This window comes from Clostridium merdae, from assembly GCF_900176635.1.
GTDB classification, from domain to species: Bacteria; Bacillota; Clostridia; order Oscillospirales; family Acutalibacteraceae; genus Faecalispora; species Faecalispora merdae.
This window is the reverse complement of the sequence record NZ_FXLN01000004.1, coordinates 289,716-313,638: the sequence shown is the minus strand read 5'-3', so window position 1 is coordinate 313,638 and position 23,923 is coordinate 289,716. Positions and strand designations below refer to the sequence as shown.

Annotated in this window: 22 protein-coding genes; 6 read left to right on the top strand and 16 right to left on the bottom strand. The window is 43.1% G+C overall.

Annotation, left to right across the window (positions count from 1 at the left end; genetic code table 11):
- Positions 1 to 150: 150 nt before the first annotated feature.
- The 5 genes from CAN90_RS06890 to CAN90_RS06865 all read right to left on the bottom strand — a co-directional run bounded on the left by CAN90_RS06890 (position 151) and on the right by CAN90_RS06865 (position 4,541).
- A complete protein-coding gene (locus tag CAN90_RS06890) occupies positions 151 to 369 on the bottom strand; it encodes a helix-turn-helix domain-containing protein (protein ID WP_085833109.1) in 219 nt (72 codons plus the stop codon).
- A gap of 291 nt (positions 370 to 660) precedes the next feature.
- Positions 661 to 1,218 carry a hemerythrin domain-containing protein gene (locus CAN90_RS06880; RefSeq protein ID WP_085833107.1) on the bottom strand — a complete coding sequence of 186 codons (558 nt, stop codon included), beginning with the start codon at positions 1,216 to 1,218 and terminating at the stop codon, positions 661 to 663.
- 4 nt (positions 1,219 to 1,222) lie between these two features.
- Positions 1,223 to 1,825 (bottom strand): hypothetical protein, encoded by a 603-nt coding sequence (locus CAN90_RS06875; protein ID WP_085833106.1) that lies wholly within the window; start codon positions 1,823 to 1,825, stop codon positions 1,223 to 1,225.
- 82 nt (positions 1,826 to 1,907) lie between these two features.
- Positions 1,908 to 3,758, bottom strand: a complete 1,851-nt coding sequence (hcp, locus tag CAN90_RS06870) for a hydroxylamine reductase (RefSeq protein WP_085833105.1) — start codon at positions 3,756 to 3,758, stop codon at positions 1,908 to 1,910.
- A gap of 108 nt (positions 3,759 to 3,866) precedes the next feature.
- Complete coding sequence (locus tag CAN90_RS06865) at positions 3,867 to 4,541, bottom strand: Crp/Fnr family transcriptional regulator (RefSeq protein WP_085833104.1); 675 nt, start codon at positions 4,539 to 4,541, stop codon at positions 3,867 to 3,869.
- A 250-nt stretch (positions 4,542 to 4,791) separates the two neighbouring features.
- Between CAN90_RS06865 and CAN90_RS06860 the strand changes: the two genes are divergently transcribed.
- Positions 4,792 to 5,469, top strand: coding sequence for a Crp/Fnr family transcriptional regulator (locus CAN90_RS06860; protein ID WP_085833103.1), 678 nt, complete (start codon positions 4,792 to 4,794; stop codon positions 5,467 to 5,469).
- Between the two features lie 19 nt (positions 5,470 to 5,488).
- Here the strand turns inward: CAN90_RS06860 and CAN90_RS06855 are convergent, their stop codons facing one another.
- Positions 5,489 to 6,190, bottom strand: coding sequence for an FprA family A-type flavoprotein (locus tag CAN90_RS06855; RefSeq protein WP_085833102.1), 702 nt, complete (start codon positions 6,188 to 6,190; stop codon positions 5,489 to 5,491).
- Positions 6,191 to 6,363: 173 nt separating this feature from the next.
- Between CAN90_RS06855 and CAN90_RS06850 the strand changes: the two genes are divergently transcribed.
- From CAN90_RS06850 to CAN90_RS06835, 4 genes are all read left to right on the top strand, one after another.
- Complete coding sequence (locus tag CAN90_RS06850; protein ID WP_085833101.1) at positions 6,364 to 7,554, top strand: anaerobic nitric oxide reductase flavorubredoxin; 1,191 nt, start codon at positions 6,364 to 6,366, stop codon at positions 7,552 to 7,554.
- Positions 7,555 to 7,595: 41 nt separating this feature from the next.
- Positions 7,596 to 8,804 (top strand): DUF438 domain-containing protein, encoded by a 1,209-nt coding sequence (locus tag CAN90_RS06845; protein WP_085833100.1) that lies wholly within the window; start codon positions 7,596 to 7,598, stop codon positions 8,802 to 8,804.
- A 14-nt stretch (positions 8,805 to 8,818) separates the two neighbouring features.
- A complete protein-coding gene (locus tag CAN90_RS06840) occupies positions 8,819 to 9,166 on the top strand; it encodes a cupin domain-containing protein (RefSeq protein WP_085833099.1) in 348 nt (115 codons plus the stop codon).
- A 181-nt stretch (positions 9,167 to 9,347) separates the two neighbouring features.
- On the top strand, positions 9,348 to 9,755 hold the full coding sequence (locus CAN90_RS06835; RefSeq protein ID WP_085833098.1) for a hemerythrin domain-containing protein: 408 nt from the start codon (positions 9,348 to 9,350) through the stop codon (positions 9,753 to 9,755).
- A gap of 151 nt (positions 9,756 to 9,906) precedes the next feature.
- Here the strand turns inward: CAN90_RS06835 and CAN90_RS06830 are convergent, their stop codons facing one another.
- The 3 genes from CAN90_RS06830 to CAN90_RS06820 form a co-directional block, all read right to left on the bottom strand.
- Positions 9,907 to 11,091, bottom strand: coding sequence for a vWA domain-containing protein (locus tag CAN90_RS06830; RefSeq protein WP_085833097.1), 1,185 nt, complete (start codon positions 11,089 to 11,091; stop codon positions 9,907 to 9,909).
- Positions 11,092 to 11,095: 4 nt separating this feature from the next.
- Positions 11,096 to 11,905 carry an AAA family ATPase gene (locus CAN90_RS06825; protein WP_085833096.1) on the bottom strand — a complete coding sequence of 270 codons (810 nt, stop codon included), beginning with the start codon at positions 11,903 to 11,905 and terminating at the stop codon, positions 11,096 to 11,098.
- 338 nt (positions 11,906 to 12,243) lie between these two features.
- Entirely contained in the window at positions 12,244 to 13,680 is a 1,437-nt protein-coding gene (locus tag CAN90_RS06820) for an aldehyde dehydrogenase family protein (protein WP_085833095.1), read from the bottom strand.
- 314 nt (positions 13,681 to 13,994) lie between these two features.
- Between CAN90_RS06820 and CAN90_RS06815 the strand changes: the two genes are divergently transcribed.
- A complete protein-coding gene (locus CAN90_RS06815; RefSeq protein WP_085833094.1) occupies positions 13,995 to 14,888 on the top strand; it encodes a LysR family transcriptional regulator in 894 nt (297 codons plus the stop codon).
- Between the two features lie 84 nt (positions 14,889 to 14,972).
- Here the strand turns inward: CAN90_RS06815 and CAN90_RS06810 are convergent, their stop codons facing one another.
- From CAN90_RS06810 to CAN90_RS06780, 7 genes are all read right to left on the bottom strand, one after another.
- Positions 14,973 to 16,799, bottom strand: a complete 1,827-nt coding sequence (locus tag CAN90_RS06810; RefSeq protein WP_085833093.1) for a thiamine pyrophosphate-binding protein — start codon at positions 16,797 to 16,799, stop codon at positions 14,973 to 14,975.
- Between the two features lie 84 nt (positions 16,800 to 16,883).
- Complete coding sequence (locus tag CAN90_RS06805; RefSeq protein ID WP_085833092.1) at positions 16,884 to 17,801, bottom strand: LysR family transcriptional regulator; 918 nt, start codon at positions 17,799 to 17,801, stop codon at positions 16,884 to 16,886.
- Between the two features lie 230 nt (positions 17,802 to 18,031).
- Positions 18,032 to 19,498, bottom strand: coding sequence for an Nramp family divalent metal transporter (locus CAN90_RS06800; protein ID WP_159450363.1), 1,467 nt, complete (start codon positions 19,496 to 19,498; stop codon positions 18,032 to 18,034).
- Between the two features lie 148 nt (positions 19,499 to 19,646).
- Positions 19,647 to 20,969 carry an SLC13 family permease gene (locus tag CAN90_RS06795; protein ID WP_085833090.1) on the bottom strand — a complete coding sequence of 441 codons (1,323 nt, stop codon included), beginning with the start codon at positions 20,967 to 20,969 and terminating at the stop codon, positions 19,647 to 19,649.
- 103 nt (positions 20,970 to 21,072) lie between these two features.
- Positions 21,073 to 21,861, bottom strand: a complete 789-nt coding sequence (locus CAN90_RS06790) for an alpha/beta hydrolase (protein WP_085833089.1) — start codon at positions 21,859 to 21,861, stop codon at positions 21,073 to 21,075.
- A 146-nt stretch (positions 21,862 to 22,007) separates the two neighbouring features.
- Positions 22,008 to 22,895 carry a shikimate dehydrogenase family protein gene (locus CAN90_RS06785; RefSeq protein ID WP_085833088.1) on the bottom strand — a complete coding sequence of 296 codons (888 nt, stop codon included), beginning with the start codon at positions 22,893 to 22,895 and terminating at the stop codon, positions 22,008 to 22,010.
- A gap of 34 nt (positions 22,896 to 22,929) precedes the next feature.
- Entirely contained in the window at positions 22,930 to 23,730 is an 801-nt protein-coding gene (locus CAN90_RS06780; RefSeq protein ID WP_085833087.1) for a sugar phosphate isomerase/epimerase family protein, read from the bottom strand.
- Positions 23,731 to 23,923: the final 193 nt, after the last annotated feature.

Below are 23,923 nucleotides of genomic sequence, written 5' to 3'. Positions count from 1 at the left end.
AATTACATATATTTTTTATTTTTTTACCTTGATTAAAAAATAGTATAATATCTTTTCTATTATTCTAAAATTGACATTAGAATGCTTCTCTTAACTTAGCAGAATAAAAGAGAGACCAAGCATTCTTTGCTCGAACTCTCTCTTTTCCTGTCATCGGTTTGTTTCTCTTTTGTTGGTGCGCCCTAGAATATAATCCACACTCACACCATAAAAATTTGCCAACGCGCATAGAACGTGCGGCGGTACCATTCGCTGACCGCTTTCATAGTAGGCATAGCTGCGCTGGGGTACATGAATCGATTTGCCGATTTTCTCCTGCGTTAAATCTGCATCTTCGCGGAGTTCACGAATTCGTTGGTATTTCGCCATCTTTATCGCCAGCAATAGTATAGTTAAAAACAATCTGTTCTATTGATTTTAAACAAATTGTTCTTAAGTATACTTTAGGTGAGTGAAAATGATTGATTACAAAGATATGTATTTTAAGATGCTACTAGCCTCAGAAAAGGGCATACAAATTCTCATTAAGAGCAACAAGAGTGTGAAGAAATTTACACTTATCCTCTCAGTTAGAGCGGAACTTAATTTCTATTATACCAGACACAAAAGAAAGCATGGAGCAGGAATGATACCTGTTTCATGCCTTCTTTTTTCACTATTTTAGCAATACTTCTTTTTTAGTTCTTCCAGTAAGTTAAGATATGTGTCTTGAATTTGAGCCTGCTGCGCCTCTTTTTCAAACGCGATAACACGTTCATCCACCGATTTTAAAATTTCTTCTGTCAAATTCTTCTCGGCATAAGTGTACACAATCTGATTCTCTTTATCAATATGGCGCTGAAGAAGATTGGCGTAGCCAATGGCTTCCGCAATAATATTAACCTTACCCATGGCATTGGGATTCTCTTTATAATGATTCAGAGCGTTTTCCAACTCTGACATATGCAGCCTGCCAAGGTCGTGCTCCACCAGCATTCCATGCTGAATGAGGTTCACGCCAATTTGACCCAAATGCTGTGTCATCTCCTGAAACAGAATCTGTTCTTCCTTGCCGTGATGGTGTTTATCGGCATAATTACGAGCAAACGAAATCATACTGCGAAAATCACCGTCATTTACCTCCTGCCCCTCCAGAACACCACAGCAGGCTTTCCGTATGACTGTGAGCAGCTCTAAAATATGGTCGTGCTCCTCTACCATTAATTCAACGCTGTACATATCGTCAGTCCTTTCTAATTTCAAAACGTCCGTTTTCACCGGCAAATATCAATCCACTTTCCCCCAACAGCCCTTGTATCATGCGCATACGAAGCGCATAGTATACGGCTACGTCTCCCCCTGCCTGCTCCCAGAACTCACGGTGCAGACACTGTGTTTGCTGCCAAACGACAATATCCTTATCGTTCTCCAATAATTGATTTACATGGTCGCAGGGCATACCATCGAGCAGGGTATTATTTAATAATTGGAACGCTTCAGAAGCATCGAGTTTTTCTTCCGGTGCATTGCTCTTACCAAAACGGAACGAAATCTCTGTGAGCTCATCAATACGTGAGGCATCTGCCTTTAGCAGCTCGGTAACAAGCACAGCAAGCCTTGCTTCTTCTACATGGATTTTTTGCTGAAGCCAACCATGAATATTCCCTTGGTCAATGCTGTCTTCGAGCGGTCGCAAATCAGCGGCGCCACAGGCTGAATCCAGCTTTTCCTCGAAATCTCCCCAACCATTTTCTTTTGCAGAGCTTAAAATGCTCTGAATCCATTTCTCTTGAAATTGAATCTTACCATATAGCCAATGATGAATCGGGCCTAAAAAAGCACTCATATGCAAATATCCTTTCCGAAAAAGAGGGCCGCGAACGAAACGCACTTGCGATCTTTCACAGCCCCCCGTTATTGATATTCTTTTATCTGGCAATCTTCTGATTGAGCTGGCCAAGAACCATTTTGGGGTCCATACCATGCACCATGCAAGCATCTGCAAGAGACTCCATCTGGGAAGACGGGCAGCCCAAGCAGTGCATACCGCACTCCATAAGAACAGGAGCTGCATCGGGATACTGGCGGAGAATGTCGCCGATGAGCATATCTTCTGTAACAGCCGGGCTAATCGCCGCACCCTCACCGAAGAACAGTTCTAGGTCATCTTCTACGCTGCCAATACCGGCAATGCCAAAGTTTTCAACCAAAACCTTCGCCACATTCGGGGAAAGGAAAGCTGGAAGCGTGGGCCCAAGGTGAATATCCTTAACGCCAAGGTGCAGCAGAGCCAGCAGAACGATAACTGCCTTCTGCTCGTACCAAGCAATGTTGTATACAATCGGCAGGTCGTTAATGTCATCCAAACCAAATACTTCTTTCAGCTTGAGTGCGATAACGGCCAACGAATAGGAGTCATTGCACTGGCCAGCATCAAGTACGCGAGGAATACCGCCAATATCGCCAAGGGCTAGTTTATTGTACTTGTATTTTGCACAGCCAGCGGTCAGAATAACCGCATCCTTCGGCAGTGCTCTTGCAAAATCAGTGTAGTAGTTTCTGGATTTTGCACGGCCGTCACAGCCTGCCATAACCACAAACTTTTTAATGGCACCTGATTTAACTGCGTCTACTACGGCGTCTGCCAAAGCAAGCACCTGGTTGTGTGCAAAGCCGCCAATGATTTCGCCGCGCTCAATCTCAGCAGGGGAAGCACAGTTTTTAGCGTGCTCAATAATGGCGGAGAAATCCTTCTCCTCGCCAATCTCGCCGCCAATGTGCTTGCAGCCGGGGAAGCCGGCAGCGCCAGTGGTGTAGAGTCGATCTTTGTAGCTATCCTTCGGGGGAACAATGCAGTTGGTGGTCATGAGAATCGGGCCGTTAAAGCTCTCGAACTCTTCCTTCTGCTTCCACCATGCGTTGCCGTAGTTACCAACAAAGTGAGAGTATTTCTTAAATGCAGGGTAATAGTGAGCCGGCAGCATCTCAGAGTGAGTGTAAACATCCACACCGGTGCCCTCGGTCTGCTTGAGAAGCATCTCCAAATCGCGCAGGTCATGGCCAGAAACCAAGATGCCCGGGCGCAATCCAACGCCGATGTTAACCTTGGTAATCTCAGGGTTGCCATAAGCAGAGGTGTTGGCTTCATCGAGAAGAGCCATGCCCTTTACGCCGTATTCGCCGGTCTCCAGAGTCAAGGCAATCAAATCGTTTACGGACAAAGAGTCGTCCAGTGTTTTTGCCAAAGCTTTTTGCAGGAATCCGTCAACCTCGCCGTCGTCCTTAAGTAGAACGTTTGCGTGCTTGCTGTAAGCAGAAAGGCCCTTTAGGCCGTAGGTAATCAGCTCGCGCAGGCTGCGAACGTCTTCATCCTTGGTAGACAAAACGCCAACCTCGGCAGCTTTTGCAGCAAACTCATCCCGGTTTGAAGAACTCCAGCTGGCTGCTGCCGGAAGAGCTTCCGGGTTTGCAACCTGACCCAACAGATCCTGTTTTTTTGCCAATGTATTAAAAATGCGTTCAACAATCGCATCTTCGTCAAAGTTCGCATTGGTAATGGTTGCGAACAGATTGAGTGTAATTAAGTGGTTCACATCAGAAGAAACTTCTTTGCCCTCGGCACGAAGCTGTGTGGTAACGGCAGATATGCCCTTTGTTACATAAACCAAAAGATCCTGCATGCCAGAAACTTCTGCGTTCTTGCCGCATACACCTACCTGTGTACACCCGGTGCAGCCAGCGGTCTCCTGACACTGATAGCAAAACATTTTATTATCCATGAAAGTAATCCTCCTTCATTCTCGCTCATAGCCTCTCGGCCTTTCGATGTATTCATCATACCAATCCAGATAAAAAAAATCCGTAACCTCGGTTACGAATTTTAAAAATTATAAATTATTTTGCAATTTTTCAAAATTTATGATTTTGATTTTTCTTTTTTCTATTATTAATAGACCTTCATCCTGCATCTTCATTAGTTCTCTCGATAAAGACGGTCGTGCCGTATTCATAAAATCGGCAAGTTCTTCACGATTCATAGGTAAAGACACCCAGCCATCCGGCGATGCATTTTGCAGCAATACTCGCGCTATTTTTTGCCGTAGAGTCGCGCAGGAAACAATTTGCAGCTTGCGATTTAAAAAATAAGCTTTTTGAGCAAGAATGGAAAGCATATTCGAAATCATTTTTGTGTGGTAATCGCAGTCTTTACCGCAGCTATGGTACATAAATTCCTTTGGTATATGAAGAACCTTTGCCGGAACCACTGCCTGAGCATAGTGGTCATATTCGTGCTTGTTTAAAAACAAAAACACCTCGCCAAACAAATCGCCGGGTTGGTCAAGCGTTGCAACAATGCTGCGCTTTCCAGAGCTGGAATCATTGCCTACCACCACGGTACCCTCTACAAGCACCAATAGCTTTCGGGGTACATCGTGCTGGCGGAAAATCAGCTCGTCCTTTTCATACTGTATTATTTCAGACCCGCTGCATTTCAGGCAGCTTTCAATATCGCTTTCCGTCATCTCAAAAAACAACGGGCTATTTTTTAGTTTTGCTATCATATATTATCTTCTCCTGCTTCATGAGATGAATTTTATCTTATCGTTTTTAAAGATGGTATATGGCATTACAATTTAGTATAACAGAAACAGCTTTCCTGTAAATCAATTTTACAATAATGATGTATAATAACAGTACAAATTTGCTATTCTGCAAAGCATGTCCCCTTCCCCTTTGTGGTCGTTCTTGGTAGAAAGCACGAGTACATTGCAGATTCCTGTAAAATCAGATATGATGAAAAGGGGTGAAGAAATGGAAAAATTAGTAGAAAAAATTAAAGGATATTCTTTATTTGAAGGAATGATTCCCGAAGAAATCGTATCGGTTTTACACTGTATTGGCCATAGTATTAAAACATATGATAAGGGGGAATTTATTTCTCTTACTAGTGAGCAAGTAAAGTGGGTTGGGATTCCTCTGAATGGTTCTGTTCAAATGCTCAAAGAGGATTTATGGGGAGACCGGGTGATTCTGGCGTTCATTACACCGGGGCAGATTTTCGGTGAAACCTTTGCCTGCAATAAAGATACTGTTTCTACCGTATCATTTTTGGCAGCGGAAGCTACACAAATTTTATTCCTGCCATTTCACCAGGTATTGACCTCCTGCGGCCGTTCCTGCGCTTATCATCACAGGCTCATTGAAAATATGGTAACGCTCATTGCAGAAAAGAACTTTCAACTCATGGAGAAAATCGAAATTATTTCAAAAAAAAGTCTGCGAGCCAAAATACTCACCTACCTTGGGCAAGAAGCACGTAGCCACGGTAGCCTGCAATTTCAAACAGCCTTTGGGCGGGTTGCCATGGCGGAATACCTTGGAGCCGACCGCAGTGCATTAACCCGTGAGCTACACAACATGAAGCGGGACGGGCTTATTGACTTTTATAAAAACTCTTTTCAAATTCTTGAGCCAAAAGCGTTTCACTAAAAAGAGTTCAATCAATCGTCTAAAGCTTTATTTTCTCCTGGTAAAGCCTTAGGATATTGGATACGCTATATTTTAATATGAGGCCATGCCCGGGTGCAATTATTTGAACAGGCAGCTTTCCTACTTTATTTATCACGCTTTTTTCGTGGTTCGAAGCTGCGGAGAATACTTTCTTGTAGTAATCCTCTGCGGCATCCAGTAGTCTCTCTAACGGATAGTCGCGATCAATGGGCGGTTCTGCCGCTGCATACTGACCAAACAAATCGTTTGAAAATAGTATTTTTTCGTTTTCCCAAAACGTGACCATGTTATCATCCCAATGCAGACCGGGGGTTTCCACAAAGGTAAAACGCTGTTCCCCAATTTCAATGGCATCTCCGGTTTTCAAAATATGGTAGTCGGCATCCGGTAAAATGGAAAGCAGCCGTTTTTGGCAGTTTTCAGTACAGTAGATAGGCGTTTGCGGGTACGCTTTTAGCACCGCCGGCAATGCTCCGCTGTGATCCTCTTCGGAATGATTCATAATAATTGCATCCAGTCGTTTTTTACTGATTGCGTACTCTATTTCCTCCAAAAGCATAGGGGCAAAGCGTTCAGGCAAAGTATCAATTAATATATTCGCACTGCCTGTAATGAGGTAAGATAAAAAAGAAAATTCTTTATCTGGCTTTATTATTGTTTTTGCAATGGCGCGGCATTGATTTGTGATTAAGTATTTCATAGATTGTTCCCTCCTTCTCTTGTCATTTCATTGAACCAGAAAATGTTTTTATGAGATGTTGCGTGTGCAACATCTACCAAAAAATAACTTTCGTATAATAAAGCTACACCAAAAAAATAATAACACGCAACATGTGCGGTAGACTATTGAAAAGAAAGAACGGAGGAACCTTTATGGGAAAGCAATTAACAGAAAAAGTAAGCTGGGTCGGTAAGGTGGACTGGGAGTTAACTAAATTTCATGGTGATGAGTATTCCACACACAGAGGGTCATCCTATAACTCCTATTTGGTGCGTGACCAAAAAACAGTGTTGATAGATACCGTTTGGCAGCCCTTTGATAAAGAATTTGTTTCTCGCTTAAAACAGGAAATTGACTTAAAAAGCATAGATTACATTGTCATGAACCATAATGAAGTTGACCACAGCGGTGCGCTGCCAGAGCTAATGCGTGAAATACCCAATACACCTATTTACTGTACAGTAAATGGGGCAAAAATTATAAAAGGCCATTACCACCAAGAGTGGAATTTCGTGACCGTAAAAACAGGTGATACACTCGACCTTGGGGATAGCAAGCTGGTCTTTGTAGAAGCCCCCATGCTCCATTGGCCAGACACCATGTTCACCTATATGACCGGTGAAAACATTCTGTTTAGCAACGATGCATTTGGCCAGCACTACGCAACCGAATCTTTGTATAACGACACAGTTGATCAGGCGGAGCTTTTTACGGAGGCGCTAAAGTATTATGCCAATATTCTTACTCCGTTCAGCAAGTTTGTAACGAAAAAGATTCATGAGGTATTGGATTTAAAACTCCCGGTGAATTTAATCTGCCCAAGCCATGGAGTGATTTGGAAGAAGAACCCAACCGCTATTGTGAAGCAATACCTGAAATGGGCAGACAATTACCAAGAAAATCAGGTTACACTTGTCTACGACACCATGTGGAATTCTACCCGCAAAATGGCGGAGGCCATAGCGTTAGGTATTTGGGATACCGACTCAAGCATTACCGTAAAGCTCATGAACTCTGCAAAAGAAGATAAAAACGATATACTTTCGGAGGTATTCCGTTCCAAAGCAATTTTAATTGGATCCTCTACCATTAATAATGGTTATTTATACTCCATTGGCGGCATACTGGAAATGATAAAAGGCCTAAAATTTAAAAACAAACGTGCCGCCGCTTTTGGCAGCTATGGGTGGAGCGGCGAAGCCGTTAAGCAGCTTACCGAAGAGCTTGAGAAATCCGGCTTTCAAATTGTGAATCCCGGTCACAGAGCATTATGGGTTCCCAGTGAGGACGAGCTGTTAAATTGCCGTGAATACGGCAGGCAGTTTGCGGCTTCCCTTTCGTAATTGCAGAGTACTACATTTAAATTCACTGAAGGAGGATATTTATGAGTGCTGAAATTAACAACAGAGAATACCGCCAGCAAGTGTTAAAAGAACTGATTACTCAGCTGCACGATGGCAAAAGTGTTGATGAGGTAAAAGATCAATTTGCCGCAGTGTTCGGTAATGTTTCTGCGGAAGAAATTGCACAAGCAGAGCAAGCTTTGATATTAAACGGATTGCCTGTCAGTGAAATTCAACGTCTTTGTGATGTTCACTCCGCTGTTTTTAAAGGCTCTATTGAAGAGATTCACCAACCCTCCGACCCCGCCAAAATACCGGGGCACCCAGTGAATTTATTATGGCGTGAAAACCGGGCACTTGAAGCGCTGGTAAAAGAAATTCGAACCAGACTTTCGTTTGGAAACAGTCCCAGCGACCTAAAAGACCCGCTTGCAAAGCTAATGGAAATTGACCGGCATTACAGCAAAAAGGAAAATCTGCTGTTCCCATATCTAGAGCAATACGGAATTACTGCACCGCCAAAGGTTATGTGGGGTGTGGACGATGAGATACGGGATGAACTGAAGGATATTCGAAAGCAGCTTGATTCTGCCACTGCGGAGCAGTTAAAGCCTCGCTTAGAAGCCCTTTTCAACCGAATAGAAGAGATGATTTTTAAAGAGGAGAACATCCTCTTCCCCATGCTGACAGAAAACCTGACGCAGGATGAGTGGAAAGTGATTGCGAGTGAAGTACCTGAAATTGGCTTATGCCTAATTGATAACGTACCCGTTTGGAAGCCAGCCGCTGAAAACAAACCACAAGAGGAACTAAAAAAGGAAGCAGGGCCTGGTGTTATTACCCTCCCTACCGGTGTTTTAAAAACCGAAGAGCTTGTGCGTATGCTTGACACGCTGCCAATTGATATTACCTTTGTGGATAAAGACGATACTGTAAAATACTTTTCGCAGGGCGCGGAACGTGTTTTTCCACGTACCAAATCCATTATTGGCCGAAAGGTTTCAAATTGCCACCCACCTGCCAGCGTTCACATTGTAGAGCAATTAGTAAAGGATTTTCGTGATGGTCGTAAGGACCAAGAAGATTTTTGGATTAAGATGGGCGAAAAGTATATCCTCATTCGTTACTTTGCGGTTCGCAGTGAAGCTGGTGAATTTATGGGAGTTCTTGAAGTGACACAGAACATTCGCCCCATACAAGAAATCACCGGGGAGAAGCGGCTGGTGGACGACACCGCTAACCATGAATAGAAAGGCGGCTTATTATGAGCGCATATTTAAAGAACATCGAATTTGAAAAAGCACTGGAGCTCTCTTCTTTGGTGCAATACCAAGAGGGTCAGGTCGTTAGCAGAACACTCGCACAAAATCCCGCCGTTAGCATTACACTCTTCTCCTTTGATAAAGGAGAAGAAATCAGCACGCATTCTTCCGACGGAGATGCTATTGTTACCGTACTGGAGGGTGACGCACAAATCACCATTGGGGGGAAGCTACATTCTCTTTCGCAGGGGCAAACCATTGTAATGCCTGCGGGAATTCCTCATGCAGTTGCCGCGGAGAATCCATTTAAAATGATGCTTACTGTTGTGTTTCCTTACCCAAGAGGTTAACATTTTATTGAGGCATAAGTAGAAGGGGTGGTCAATAGACCACCCCTTTTTGCATTATCTACATTAGCGTTTAAAGACTAATGTTTTCTTCATACGCGTTGCAAAAACAACCGACATATCTGCAACGACTCGTTAGAATAATACCATAGTTTCCCAAATAATATGGAAGGAGAAAATGAAAATGAACAATTTGGATTTGCTGAAAAAGCAGCATGAAGAAGTTTTCATTCTGATTCATACGATTCATCAACTTACGGAAAGAGGCCCTGAAGAAAACGCAAAAGAGATTGCATTGCAAATCAATGCTTTGTCTGGCAAACTGAAAATGCACCTTATGTCTGAGGACAAGTTTTTATATCCATCCCTTGTGCAGAACACGAATCCAAACATCCGTAACATTGCAAATGCCTTTCAGCAGGAAATGGGGAGCCTAGCGGAAGCATTTCTTATCTTTTCTCGGAAATACAACATCCCCTCTAAAATAGTCGAGAATAAAATAGTGTTTCTTACCGAGAGCAAGAAGATGTTTCGCCAGATTGAAGAGAGAATGAAAAAAGAAGATGTGAAGCTTTACCCCCTTTTACAATAAGAGCAGACTTTTAAGGGCAAGCTTTTATTACATATTCTAAAGCACTGTTAAAGAAAAAGCATCTCCCAGAACTGCATTAGTTCTGGGAGATGCTTTTTCTTTTTGCTTGTATATTCTTTATTATATTCTTTTGTATTATGCTGTGCTTTCTCTAAGCACGCAGCAGCTTTTTCATTCCCTCTTCCATTCCGTCAACCGTTAGTGGGAACATAGGGAAAATACTTTCAATTACGTCGTAGCTGTGGCTCCAGTACTCGCCCCACTCCGGCCGATCACTGGGGTTCAGCCAAATAGAGTAACGAAAACGCTCACGAAGCAGTTTCAGCCACTCCACACCGCTGGAGGGTTTTCCGTTGCCTCCCATGTAATAGTTCCCCACCAATTCATGAGGTGCCATTTGAGCATCCCCAATGTAAATCACTTTGTAATCGCTAGATAGGTTTGTTAAAACCCAATCCGTCGGTACCGAATGTTTGGGGTCAATTATCGGGGTAGTATATAGCCTTGAATAAATACAATTGTGAAAATAGTACACCTTTAAATCGTGAAAATTGGTCTTGCTTACAGACTGAAACAAGGCAGACGTTAACTGCGAATAGTAATCCATGGAACCACCGGAATCAATAAACAGCAAAACCTTTACCGCATTTTTTCGTGGCTTTCGGTAGCGTACCGTAAGCATACCGGCATGCTGTGCGGTGTCTTCAATGGTATTGTCTACATCAAATTCTGTTTCGGCAGAGTTTAGAATACCGGTATACTGCCGCAGGCGCCGAAGTGCAACTTGAAATTGACGTAAATCCAAAGTGGTGTCCTCACGAAAATCACGAAAACGCCGCTCCCCCGCTACTCGAATTGCGGTTCGGTATTTACTGCTGCCGCCTACCCGAATTCCTCTTGGAGACAAGCCGTTGTTGCCAAAAACAGACATTCCGCGTGTACCAATCCAATATCGCCCCCGATTGTGAGGACTTGTTTGCTCATTAAGGCGTTCGCGAAACATTTTTTCAATTTCTTCATCCGACAAAGACTGGTTGAGCAGCTCCTGCTCCTCATCAAACAATCCTTCGGGAATATCTCGGCTGCTTAGCCAATCGAGCAGTTCCTGCGAGACCTCTTCTTCAAAAGGAACGTCTTTAAAATACAGCAGAAAGAGCTGGTCAAAGCGGTCAAAATCCGCTTCTGTTTTCACCAGCAATGCTCTGCAAAGGTGATAAAAGCCTGTAAATTCTGAACCGTGCAGTCCCTGATTCAGCGCTTCCATCAATGTCATCCATTCTGTAAGAGATACCTTTAAGCCGTTGCTTCGCAGTAGGTATAAAAAATGTGAAAACATGCAATCACCGCCAGTTCATACGCAGAGTATCCATGTCCTCATTCTTTTTCAGCAGAACACCCAAATACGGCAATTCTTTTACCAAGCGGTCCGGGTTCATGCCGCCATGAATCAGTGCACGAATCCAATCGATAACCTCACTGGTAGAGGGCTTCTTTTTAATTTGAGGTAGGGAGCGTATCCGGTAAAACGCTTTTAAAACCTGTGTGAGCAAGTGGTCATCTAGCTTGGGAAAATGAACCCGAACGATTTCAGCCAACAGCTCTTGGTCTGGGAATTCAATGTAATGGAATACACAACGACGCAAGAATGCATCCGGCAGCTCTTTTTCAGCATTAGAAGTGATAATCACCACAGGGCGGTGCTTTGCCCGAATCGTTTCTCCTGTCTCTGGAATATAAAATTCCATACGGTCAAGCTCCCACAATAAATCGTTCGGGAACTCTAGGTCTGCTTTATCAATTTCATCAATCAGCAGTACTACCTGCTTCTCTGAGGAGAAGGCCTCCCCCATTTTCCCGAGCTTTACATATTTTTGAATATTATCGACACCCTCATTGCCGAACTGGCTGTCATACAGGCGCTGAACCACATCGTAAACGTATAAGCCATCCTGCGCCTTGGTTGTAGATTTGATGTTCCAAATAATCATTTCTTGATTCAGTGCGTCAGATACGGCCTTTGCCAGCATAGTTTTACCGGTTCCCGGCTCACCTTTAATCAGCAGGGGCTTTTCCAGCGCGACGGCAATATTCACTGCCTGCATCAACTCTTCTGATGCAACATAGTTCATACTTCCTTTAAACTCTCTCATTTTGTACCTCTCTCGTGGATTATAGTAGTTGCACTTAAATAATCAATTCGCTTTCATAGAATCTATTATTTGCGGTAAAAGTGCTTTTTGCTCTTTTCCTTGTGCGGTTTCGCTCTATCATACCATTTTTCGAAACAAAAAACATTACGGATAAAGAAAAAGAGAAAATGCCACCATGAAGGTTTTATCCCTTCTATGGTGGCATTCCCCCTATGAGCTTCTTTCAAAAGGACTTTGCCAAGCAGCGATACTGGCACTAAGAAAATAACACTTATCTTCCGGATGAGTGATATAAGTAGGATGAAGAAAAATCGTGCGGTAAGTCTTTGTTAGAAGGATTATTCTTCGTCCATTCCTTCTTTAAAGAACTCGCCAAACAGCTCTTTGTTGGTGGGCATATCCTCAGCGAGAGGACGCGCAACCCAAGTAGTATTCATGTAATGCTTGAGAGCAATGTTTTCTGAAACAATGTTGCCACCCCAAGTACCGCAGCCCATGGAAGACGTTGGCGGCATGCCGTTCGTGGAGGAGCCGGAATTACCCTTGTTGTTCGGCTGGCGAACCATAATGCGGGAAACCGGTGCAGCCATACCCAAACGGTGAATGTGCTCGTCGTCGAAAGAATAAATGCCGCAGGAGTGACCTTTGCCGCCAACCTCGAAGATTGCACGCATCATATCCAAAGCATTTTCAAACTCGCCCTCATATTTGAATAACGTAAGGAGAGTGGTAAGCTTTTCACTGGAGAAGAAATGCTCTTTGCCAATGTTTTCTTTGCCACCACCAATTACTGCAATTAGCTTGCGATCATCGGGAATCTCAAATCCGGCCGCCTGTGCCAGCTTCTGAGGGCTGATGGCAACAGTATTCGGTAGGCGGTGCCCTACTTCATCCCACATTACATTCTTTAGCTTCTCGGCCTCTTCTTCATTGGCAATGTATGCGCCCTCTTCCACAAGTGCTTTCACAAAGCCATCATAAACAGACTCGTGAATCACTAAGTTTCCGTCACAGGAGCAACCTGAGCCAAAGTCAGAGGTCTTTGAAATGCGGGAGTTCATTGCCGCTTCTCTTTGGCGTTCTGGAGTATTTGCGGTATCATCAATAATTACCGTTGCGTTACCGGCACCCGAGCCGAACGCGGGAACACCGGAGGAATAAGCGGATTTTACCATCGGCCGGCCGCCAGTAGCAATAACCAAATCACAGCGCTTCATCAGCTCTTGTGTTAAGGCAATGCTGGGCTCCTGAATGCCCTGAATAATATCTGCGGGAGCGCCCTCACGAACCAAGGCCTCACGAATAATATCGATGCACTTATTGGTAACCTTCTTTGCACGGGGGTGGGGGGAGCAAATCAATACGTCTCTCGCTTTAATTGCATAAACAATCTGACCAGCGGGAGTGAGGCATGGGTTTGTTGTAGGAACCAGTGTAGCAATAACACCCACCGGCTTTGCATACTTTACTAAGCCTTTTTCCGGCAGTTCTTCAATAATCCCAACGCTCTTATTACGCAGGCAGTCACGAAGAATCAGTTTTATTTTATTGCGCTTATTTCTCTTACTTACCTTGTCGCCAAGTCCGGTTTCATCAACTGCCTCATCACAGATAGGGCCCCAAACCTTCATGTCGCATACAGCAGCGGCTACTGCCTGGCAAAGGCGGTCAACCCGTTCTTGGTCATAAGTGGCAATCACTTCTGCAGCGGCTCTGGCACGAGCTACTATTTCCTCTAATACCTGAATTTGTTCTGTAGATACTTCTTTTGCCATAATTACAATCTCCTCACTCAACAGTTTTTATTGTGGGAAAAGCTGTTTCTGTTTCTATTGTAGAACCCTTTCCCATTGAAGTCCAATACCAGGTTTCTTTATAGTTTATAGAAAGCATCTATTAAATCTGCAAATAAGTCTAATAAATTACAAATTACGCACAAATAGAGCGAATTTTCATTCGCTTTTTCTCAATGAATCATGGTATAATAAATAAAATTAAAACATCCGACTAAGGCAAGAATCATTTGTTTACATAGAACCTACTTCTTAAAGAAATCCTATTTTCTTTGGATAAGAAAGGATTGTTTCTAATGACACTGTTGCAGTTACAGTATTTTAAGGCTTTGGCGCAGATACTCCATTATACAAAAGCAGCCAAAGAGCTACATATTGCCCAACCCAGTTTAAGCTATTCCATTAACGAGCTGGAAAAAGAGCTTAATGTTAAGCTTTTTGATAAAGAAAATCGTAAAATACGTTTAACACCCTACGGAGAGCAATTTCTTACTTACGTAGACCGCGTTCTCATGCTGTTAGATGAAGGAGTTCAGGTTCTGCAGCAAATGGCTGGCTCCGCCTTACAGGTAGTTCATCTGGGGTATTTTCATTCCATCTCCACTTCCTTGATTCCATCCATTATGTCTGGGATTTACAGTCAGGAAGAAAACCGAGGAGTGCGTTTTCAGTTTTTGGAGGCTACCTCCTTTGATATTTTAAGTAAACTGAAAAAAGGGGAACTTGACCTAGCCTTCTGCATGCACCTTGATGAAACTGTGGAGGCTGTTCCTATTCTGAAGCAACCCCTCTATTTAACGGTTCCAAGCAATCACCCGCTAGCGGAACGAAGCTTTGTAACATTTGAAGATTTTGCACAGGAGCCAATTGTAATGCTGGAAAAATCCAGCAGTCTAAGAGCGCAAATGGATCAAGCTTACAGCCAGCACAACCTTGTACCAAACATCGTTTTTGAGGTTCGTGAGTGCAATGCCGCTTTGCAATATGTTGCGTTACGCTTTGGCATTTCCGTTCTTCCCCATGTGCCCGCTATGGAAAACGAAAAGGTTTCTGTTATACCGATTGCAGATGAAAAACAAGCCTTTGCGAGGACGGTTTATCTCTCTTGGGCAAAAAGCCGCCCACTCTCCCCCGCTGCTCAAAGGTCTAAAAACTATATCTTAGAGCATTACGCTCAATTGCAATCTTAGAAGCTTCAATATAATTTGGATTAGGGAACCGCTGAAACAGGCTGGTTCCCTAATCTTTTTATAGTACTAGTTCCTAATGAAGGCTTATTTCGCTTTATGTGATTTGGAATGGCTAGGCGCCACATACTGCCCATTTTCCTTGCGAATTAGCTTACCCTCACGAACCAACTCATTCGGTGTGTAAATATCATTAATATTCCAGCAACCAGGAGTGGGTACTACGATATTCTCCATGGGAGCCTCTACAAGAAATGGTTTCTGCGCGGCGATTGCCTTTTCCAAGGCCGGCCTGAATTCCTCAGCCGATTTCACGCAAATGGATTCCACTCCATAAGCTTTTGCAACCTCTGCCCAGGAGGGACTGTACGATTCTCCTTGCGGAGTATAAAATACGGTTCCAAAGTTTGTTTGATAATTTGCTTTCTCAAGGCCTGCGATTGTACCAAAGGCAGAGTTATTCATAACAACCCATACGCAATTAATCCCTTTTTCTACCGCAGTAGCTAGGCAGGAGGGATTCACCCCAAACCCGCCGTCACCGGTAAGGGTCAGGCAAACTTTATCGGGCGCAGCCAGTTTTCCGCCAAGTACAGCGGAAGCGCCAAAGCCCATGTTGGCAAGCCCTGAGGTATGGTGAATGGTACCGGGCACGGTAATATCGAACTGCTGCGCCACACCATTCTTATTCCAGCCAACATCGGTAAAGATAAGAGCATCTTCCGGCAGAGCTTCCTTCACATCTTTTAAAATACGCTGTGGGGTCATTGGGAAGCGACTGTCATTCGAGATTGCTTCGTTTTGCTGCTTAAACTCTGCTTTAGAGGCTGCAATTCTTTCATGAAGCTCCGGGTGCTTTTTGCCCTCGGGGCAAATTTTTATGACCTCTTCTAATATTTGGGTAAGACCCAATTTCAAATCGCCAACGGCGCCGATTTCAACCGGATAATTGCGACCAATCTCGCTTGGGTCAATATCAATTTGCAGGAACTCTGTCTTATCTGGGTCAAAGGTAACACCCTGGTACCAGCTAGAGCAATCCGCTTCTGCGAAACGAGTGCCTAACCCCAAAACAACATCGGCATTAGCGGTAAGTGAGTGCGTAACCTCCATGCCCCAGAAACCGGTTTGCCCAACCATTAATGGGTGACGGTCTGACAAACAACCGTGCCCCATCAGCGTGCGAGATACAGGAATATCTAGATGCTCTGCTAAGGCCGCCAGTTCATCTGATGCCTGAGCTAGCAAAATACCGCCGCCTGCATGGAGTATTGGGCGTTCTGCTTTCACAAGCTTTTCTGCAATTGCTTTGGCCGCATTGGGGTCGAGTGCCGGGTTCATGGTGTAATGGTTGTCCTTATAGGTTCTTACCCATAGCTCTTCTTCCATCTCTCTAGAGAACATATCCATAGGAACATCTATGAGAACCGGGCCAGGACGACCTGTTTCGGCAAGGCGAAACGCTTTATCGAGTATGTAAGGGAGAGCCTCAACATCATCTACGCGCCAAGCCCGCTTCACAACTGGCTCCATAATACGATACTGTGTTGCGTCGCCGTGCATATTCACTTCCTGATGTGGGTGTCTTCCAAAGTAATAGCTGGGAACATCTCCCGCGATGACTACCATTGGGATAGAATCAAACGCTGCGTTAGCAACACCTGTGAGCACATTGGTAAGGCCAGGCCCCAAGTGGCACATAACAACAGATGCCTTATGGGTTATACGAGCATAACCGTCTGCCGCTGTGGATGCAATTGCCTCATGCCGGCTAGAGATAAACTGTATTTTTTTACTGCGAGAGAGTGCATCCAGCATTCCAATAACGGTATGACCGCATAGACCAAATACATATTCCACGTCTCTGCGTTCCAAATAATTCACAATCAGGTCAGATACCAGCTTTTTACTCATAAAATATGCCTCCTTAAAGAATCGTTATTCAAACTTTTATCAGCTCATTCCGTACGGAAGCACAAGCTCGTATCAGCAAAACTATCAAATGATACTTGGCCCATTCTGTGCTAAAAATTGGTCAAACATTTTCCCACTGCGCACTAAAAAATCGCGAAAATATTCTGCGGCCGGGGGAATGTACCTATTTTTATTCCACATTAAGTAAATATCTCTTTGATACAGTTTATTCGCAATTGGAACAATACTCGTATTGTTTGGCGTGCCGCCCAATGGGTACGGTACAATTGCTACTCCTCGGTTTGCCGCTACTAAGCCGTATACAATAACGTCCTGCGGTGTTTCCATAACGATATTCGGGTGAATATTGAGCTCATGAAAAACTTGTTTGTTATGATGGTGTAGTTGAGATAGCTCATCAAAATCAATAAAATTTTCTTGATCCAACTCTTTTAAATCCACGCTTTTCTGCCGTGCCAAACGGTGACCCGACGGTACTAGCAAAACAAGCTGGTGCGTGCCCAAGTGAACATGTTCCACTTGTGGATGATCAATTTTCGTTGCTAAAAGCAAATCCACTTTTCCTGACAAAAGTTGTTCTTGAAGATTAAAAAAGCTTTCTTGCCCAAGTTGAAAGCGAACATTCAAACGGTTTGTATCTGATAAATAACGTACAATTAAATTGGGAACAAATTGAGCCAAAGATGGAAAACTGGCAATTGTAACGGTCCCTGAATTCGGATTAATGTAATCCTTTAGGGTAGAAATCCCATTTTCTAACGTTTCAATTGTTTTTTGAACATAAGGAAGAAACAATTCTCCATATTTTGTTAGCTTTATACTGCGACCTTTGCGAACAAAAAGCTTTACATTGAGTTCTTCCTCTAATTCCTGAATTGCATGACTTAAATTGGATTGACTAACGTATAGCTTTTCTGCCGCCCGTGTATAGTGTTCTAATTCTGCAATCGTTCTGAAATAATATAGCTGCCTAAGGTTCATGATGCACCTCCTCCACAAATTTAATGAACCGCAGCGTCGATTTAGAAACTATTATCGGGTATGGCATTAAAAATGTCCACTTATTTCTGAAACGATAGTCTCCGCTAGCAGAAACTCTCATCTCTTATTGCAGATGTGAAGAGGTAGTAAAATCAAAGTCCGGGCGGATACAGGCAGATATGAATCCGCCCGGAAACTCATACGCTATAAATTCTTCTACGACCTAGAAATTAGATAATTCCAAATAATTGTAAGAATGCAACAACCCCAAGAGCGACCATTACTACACTGCTAATAAGTGTGAGTACAAACCAAAGAGGCTTTAAGCGATACTCTTTCGGTAGGCTTTTTTTCTCTGTCCACAGCATTAACAGGCCAACAATACCAATACCAAACACGCTGCCAATGACCGTTGCAATTTGGAGCAGGAAGGTATACGTAATGTTGCTCCATGCCAGAATAATACCGCCAAGCACGCAGAATGTAGCTACGCCAATTCGGGTTTTGAACTTATTCTCTTCCTTCTGAATCGCCGGGAAAGTGGACGAGAAGCAAGCTCGGAACGTTGCAGGGTAAACCTGTGTGCTCAGTGCAATAATTCCGCCGAAGAATGCGCAGAAAATGGCCAACTTATAAAGGTATACCAAAGCGGGAGAAATAACAGCAAAGAAATTCGCCTGATTTTGAATAATCTGGTCGTTCGAAGGAACAATCTGCATTCCGTTTGTTCCCAGCACCACACTGCCAAGAACCATGAAGATGGTTCCGACCAGCCAAACTGCTGTGAAAGAGGAAATATTATCGATTTTAACTGCCTTCAGCCAGCCCTTAGCATCCGAAACCGTAGCTTCGTCGTTGGGTAGCGGAACTTCTTCTTTACCAGACAGATTTTTCAGGGATGTCTGAATTTCTGTAATATTCTTATTACCATACATGCCCCATTTTTTCTCACTGACGGTACCCATATAACCAAGGTAATCTTGGCAGCCGCCGCCGAGGATTCCAACTGCACCAACAATTTCAAGCAAAATTGGGCTAGAAAGCACCTGCGGTGCTTTTTCCTGCACCCAATCTGGGTACTTAGACGGAATAGATGGAATGAGGCCCTGTGCCATTGCAATCCAGTCTGGTCTGGAGCCGAAAACTGCAAGCAATGCGAATATAACCAAAACTAAAATAATGATAGTAGATACCTTCTCGATTTTTTCGTAATCAAAAAAAACGAAAAGGAACGCAACAATGGACCAAAGCGTGCCACACAGCACGGTGTATGTAGGATCAATTCCAAACGTCCAGCAGGACCACTGGCCAAGAACCTTAATAAAACCGCTGATGGAGGACGGAATCGCAATAGCGGCAACAATACCAAGAAAGATTGCCGTCCAGTTTTTAGGGCCTGGAATGATTTGCCCCCAGCGTACCGTAGGGTGAACTCCGGTTAAGGTTGCATATTTGGAACCCGTATAAACTACGCACCCTTTCATAAATGCACATACCACAAAGGTCCACAAAAGGGAAAAACCAAACAGTGCGCCTTCTCGGCTTGCAAAAAAGATTTCTCCATTACCAATGGATGCAGAGGCAACCACAATACCAGGGCCAAGGTAACGAATTAAATCCTTAAACTTACCAGCCTTTAGTTTCGGGTCGGCTTCTGGCATTTCCATTGCAACAGATTTGACTTTAGAATCTGTCATTCTAACACTCCTTTTCATGTAATCGTTATACTTAATAAACAGAAAAGCTACGCTGGTAAACATAAAGTAAATTTAAGGGCTATGCTTACCAGCCGTTACTTTTAACACAAATGAATTAAGTGCTACTGGAAGAGTGATTCAATAAAAGCTATATTATAAGCACGCCCGTTACCCAAGCGACGAACACTACCACAAGATTCGACACCACCATTATGGGAATTCCCATTTTGATGAACCCATCCACATCATCGATTTGCAACAGGTTGCAACCCACATAAGTGGCCGAGTTAAATGGCGTAACACTTGTTGCAAGCGCAAGGTTACAGAGAAATGGGGCAATAACATACAGCGCCGGAATACCAAAACTGGCGCCGATGCTAATAAAGAGAGGATACATTGCATTGAACACCTGAAATGGTACGAAGCGAATGATAATGACACACAGCAATAAGAAAATAATATGTACATACTTTAATAAGAACGAAGGCACAACACCGACCATTATTTTAGCCAAATCATTAATCATGCTGATACCGCCCTCTGGAGCAGCATTGAAAACAGCGATATATACTGAAATGGCGGAAAGCATGATGATTACGTTCAAAAACATGAGTGCCGTTTTGTTCCAAATCTCACCAAAATTGTTAGGGTAATTAGTCATCGCCATTACAATGGAAGCCATGATGAAAACCAGATACCCCGGATACTGTAAAACGGTAAGAGCAAGCATAGCAGCCAAAAATATTACCAGATTTAACCAAAACAATTTTGGTCTTGCATGGGGCTTCTCATCATTGTGCTGCGCAACTGCTTCACCAGATTCACTTACAGTAAGGCCAAGCGAGCCATACTCTTTTTTGTGCATGTAAGCAAAATAGAACCACTGCAAAACAATCACGGGAATAAAGCAGAGCCCCCACGGAATAGCTGCTTTACTTAACTCCATTGGGTCAAGATTGGAAGCCGCCGCTGTGTAAATAACACCGATTCCCCACGGTAAAAATCCAACTGCACCACACGCGGTTTGGCATATGATAAATGCTGCACCTTTGTTAAACTTAAATTTACGATACAACGGAAGCATTAAGGGGAAACAAAGAAGATAAACCGTACTGAAATTGGCTGTTAAGTAACCAATCATACCAATGATTGTTGTCATTATCATAATAATGGCAACGTTCATTTTTTTACCAAAGAGCGAAATCAGCTTGTTGATGATAATATCAAACATACCGCTTTCGTTAACCATGAAAAAATAAATGTTACCAAACAACAGCAAAAATCCGGCTGATTGCATAATGGAGCCAAGCTGTTTTAGAATAATCCCCCCCAAGTCTATTACAGAGAAGCCTAATAGTAAGCCACACACTACCGGGATAACAAACAGTGCAAAATTCATAGGAACCTTTTTTGTTAGAATTGCTGCTAGAACCAAGACAATCATAATGAGTGCCAGTATCCCTGGAGACATTGCTCTTTCCTCCTTCAACATTGTGGACTCGCTTTGTTTTATTAATACAAATAGAACACTGAAAGCAGCAAGACAGAATCACTTATTCTATTTTGGGGTTACATCACACCATTACCGGTTCTAGCAACTCCGCAGCTAAATAATCCACTGCTGTTTGCAGCCTCTTTTCATTTGCCGGCAATGAGGTAAAGCTATGATTTCCCTCTTCAATCATGACCAGCTCAGCCTTATCACCATACAAATTGAGGTATTTCTTCGAGTTTTCAACAGGGCATATCTCATCCTTGTCTCCATGAATGAGCAAAACCTTCTTGTCAAATCCTTCGGCAAGCTTGTAAAAATCGAGGTTAACGGCATCTTCATAAAATCCTCTGCCAAGCTTCATACCGCCAATATCGGCATACCCTTTTACAAAAATATCCGAAATATCAATGCCCTTTACGCGCAAATTTCTTGCATCATCAAGGGAATTGGTTGCAGGGCAGCAAAGGCATAAGGTTTTGAGAATGTCTTTTTTTCTGGCAGCCACTGCACTTGCAACTGCACCGCCAAGGCTAATACCAAATAGACCAATACGGCTCGAATCTACTTCGTTTAAACCAGCTACAAAATCGACTATGGCACAGCCATCTTCTATATGATTGGAAATCGTAACATCTACAAATTCCCCATCACTCTCGCCACAACCAAAAAAGTCGAATCGAACACTTGCTATATTATTTTTTGCCAGCATTCTAGATAGCTTCGTTAAAGAGAAATTCATTGCATTTCTATCACCGCCAAACCCGTGTAAAATAACCACAACGGGAGGCTTTTCGTCTGTGCCGTCCGGCAAGTGAAGCATTCCTCGCAGTGTATACCCATCTTTTAAAAACTCAACATACTTTTCCATTGTTCTTCCTCCTTTTATAATAAATAAATTACAACTCTTAGCAGATGGTACCCTACCACTTCCGACATTTTTCGCTTATTAACTAATACTTTATCCCACTACTCAGGCTAGCTAAAATTATAAGTAATTTTAACTGACATTATTTTTTACTTGCTTACAGCCGCAACCACAGGCATATTTTTTTGAGCCGTGATGCGAAGAAGTTCTTGTCGCATCGCTTCAACAGGTGCTTTTACTCCACTCCAAAGCTCAATTTGAGCAACTCCTTGATACAAAGACATACCCAGGCCATTGAGTATACGGCAACCCTTTTCTTCTGCATCCAAAAGAAACTGCGTTTTGTCGGGGTTATAGCACGCATCAAAATAGAATTGACTGGGCTGTATGTATTCGGTTGGCATGGGGCTTTGGCCCATACTTTCTCCCATTCCCACTCCACTGGCATTCATCACAACATCGCAAGCAGAGAGCTTGGAGAAATCTTCGTGGTGAACAAATTCTGCTACAGGCGCGAAATTCGTGTTGATGTCTGCCACTAACGCTTTTGCGCAAGGCTCGAAGGAATCGGTAATATAAATCTTTCTGGCACCATGGTAGGCTAATACAGAGCACATTGCACGGCCGGCTCCGCCTCCACCAAAACAAAAGAATACACATTGGTCTACCTGTATTCCTCCCTCCTGCGTTAAAGAGGTATAAAAGCCAATGCCGTCTGTGTTATAACCAATAAGCTTACCCTCCGGTGTTTTTACAACGGTGTTGCTTGCTCCCATTTTCTGGCACAGCGGGTCTAATTCATCCAAATAGCGCAACACACGAACCTTATTCGGTTTTGTGACTGCAAACCCTGCAGCGTTCATATAGCGTAAACCGTTTACAATATCTCCCAAATGTTCTTTATCTGCTTCGGTGTAAAAATAAACCATATTCAGACCTGCGGCCTGATACCCTACATTTTGCATTTGAGCTGCAAAGGATTGGGATAAAGGAGTACCAATCAACGTCACAATTTTTGTGTTTATATTAATGTTCACTTTTCAGCCTCTTTTCTTGTATATATCTCCACCGTTATTCATCTACAAATAGTGCTTTTGCTGTTTGAAGGCAGCGGTTTGCGTGGCCTTGCACGCCAAGCTCTAAAATACGCTTGGTATTAGGCAGTTCAATGGAACAAGGGTTATTCGGTAAGGCTTTCAGCAATTCTTTTAAATTAGCCTCTCCCTCACCGCAATACGCACGACCCTCCCGAACAACTTCTACAATTTGAGTTTTATCTGGATTTTTGGGGCAGTCGCAAAGGTGAATCAGGCCAAATCGATTGGGATCAATTTTTTTAATCTCTTCTGGGGTTACTCCCGCCCAGTGAACATAAATCATATCCATCAAGATTTTCAAATTGGAAGCATTCACTTTATCCTGAATCATTATGGTATCTTGTAAGGTAGTCAGGCACGATACGATTGGAAATTCCAAGTTGACCGTCATCCCATATTGTGCAGCCTGCTCACAAATCTTCCCGTAACTATCTATCGCGTAGGAGTAATCATTCGTCCAAACACTGGACAAAATTTGAGTTGCCCCGAGTTCGGCTCCCTTTTCAAACGCACAACGGTAGTCAGTTGGTAAATCTTCTCTAATTCGAACCAATTCAATATCCAAAAGACTTATTTCGTACTCTTTTAGAGCTTGTTGAATTGCTTTATGTAGCACGGCATCCTTCTCTAAGCAAACTTGAGGTTCGCTACTAAGTCCCATTGGTATTGTTCTTAGACTTACGAAATCATACCCGGCTTTCTTAGCAACTTTTATCTGCTCAATAGGCTCAATGCCCGGTATCGTAAGATAAGCTAGTGAAAACTGTACAGCCATTTATGAACCCCCTTCATCAATTGGATGGAAATATATCTAAGTTTTCTCTTACCTGATATAAATTTTATATGCAAATCACTTATAAAGTCTAATGCTTAATATCTATTGAATTAGAAATATATTTCATAGTTCATAACACTTGTTTTATTTAAACTTTGCCAATATTAGCTAACTGATTATGAAAAAATTGTAA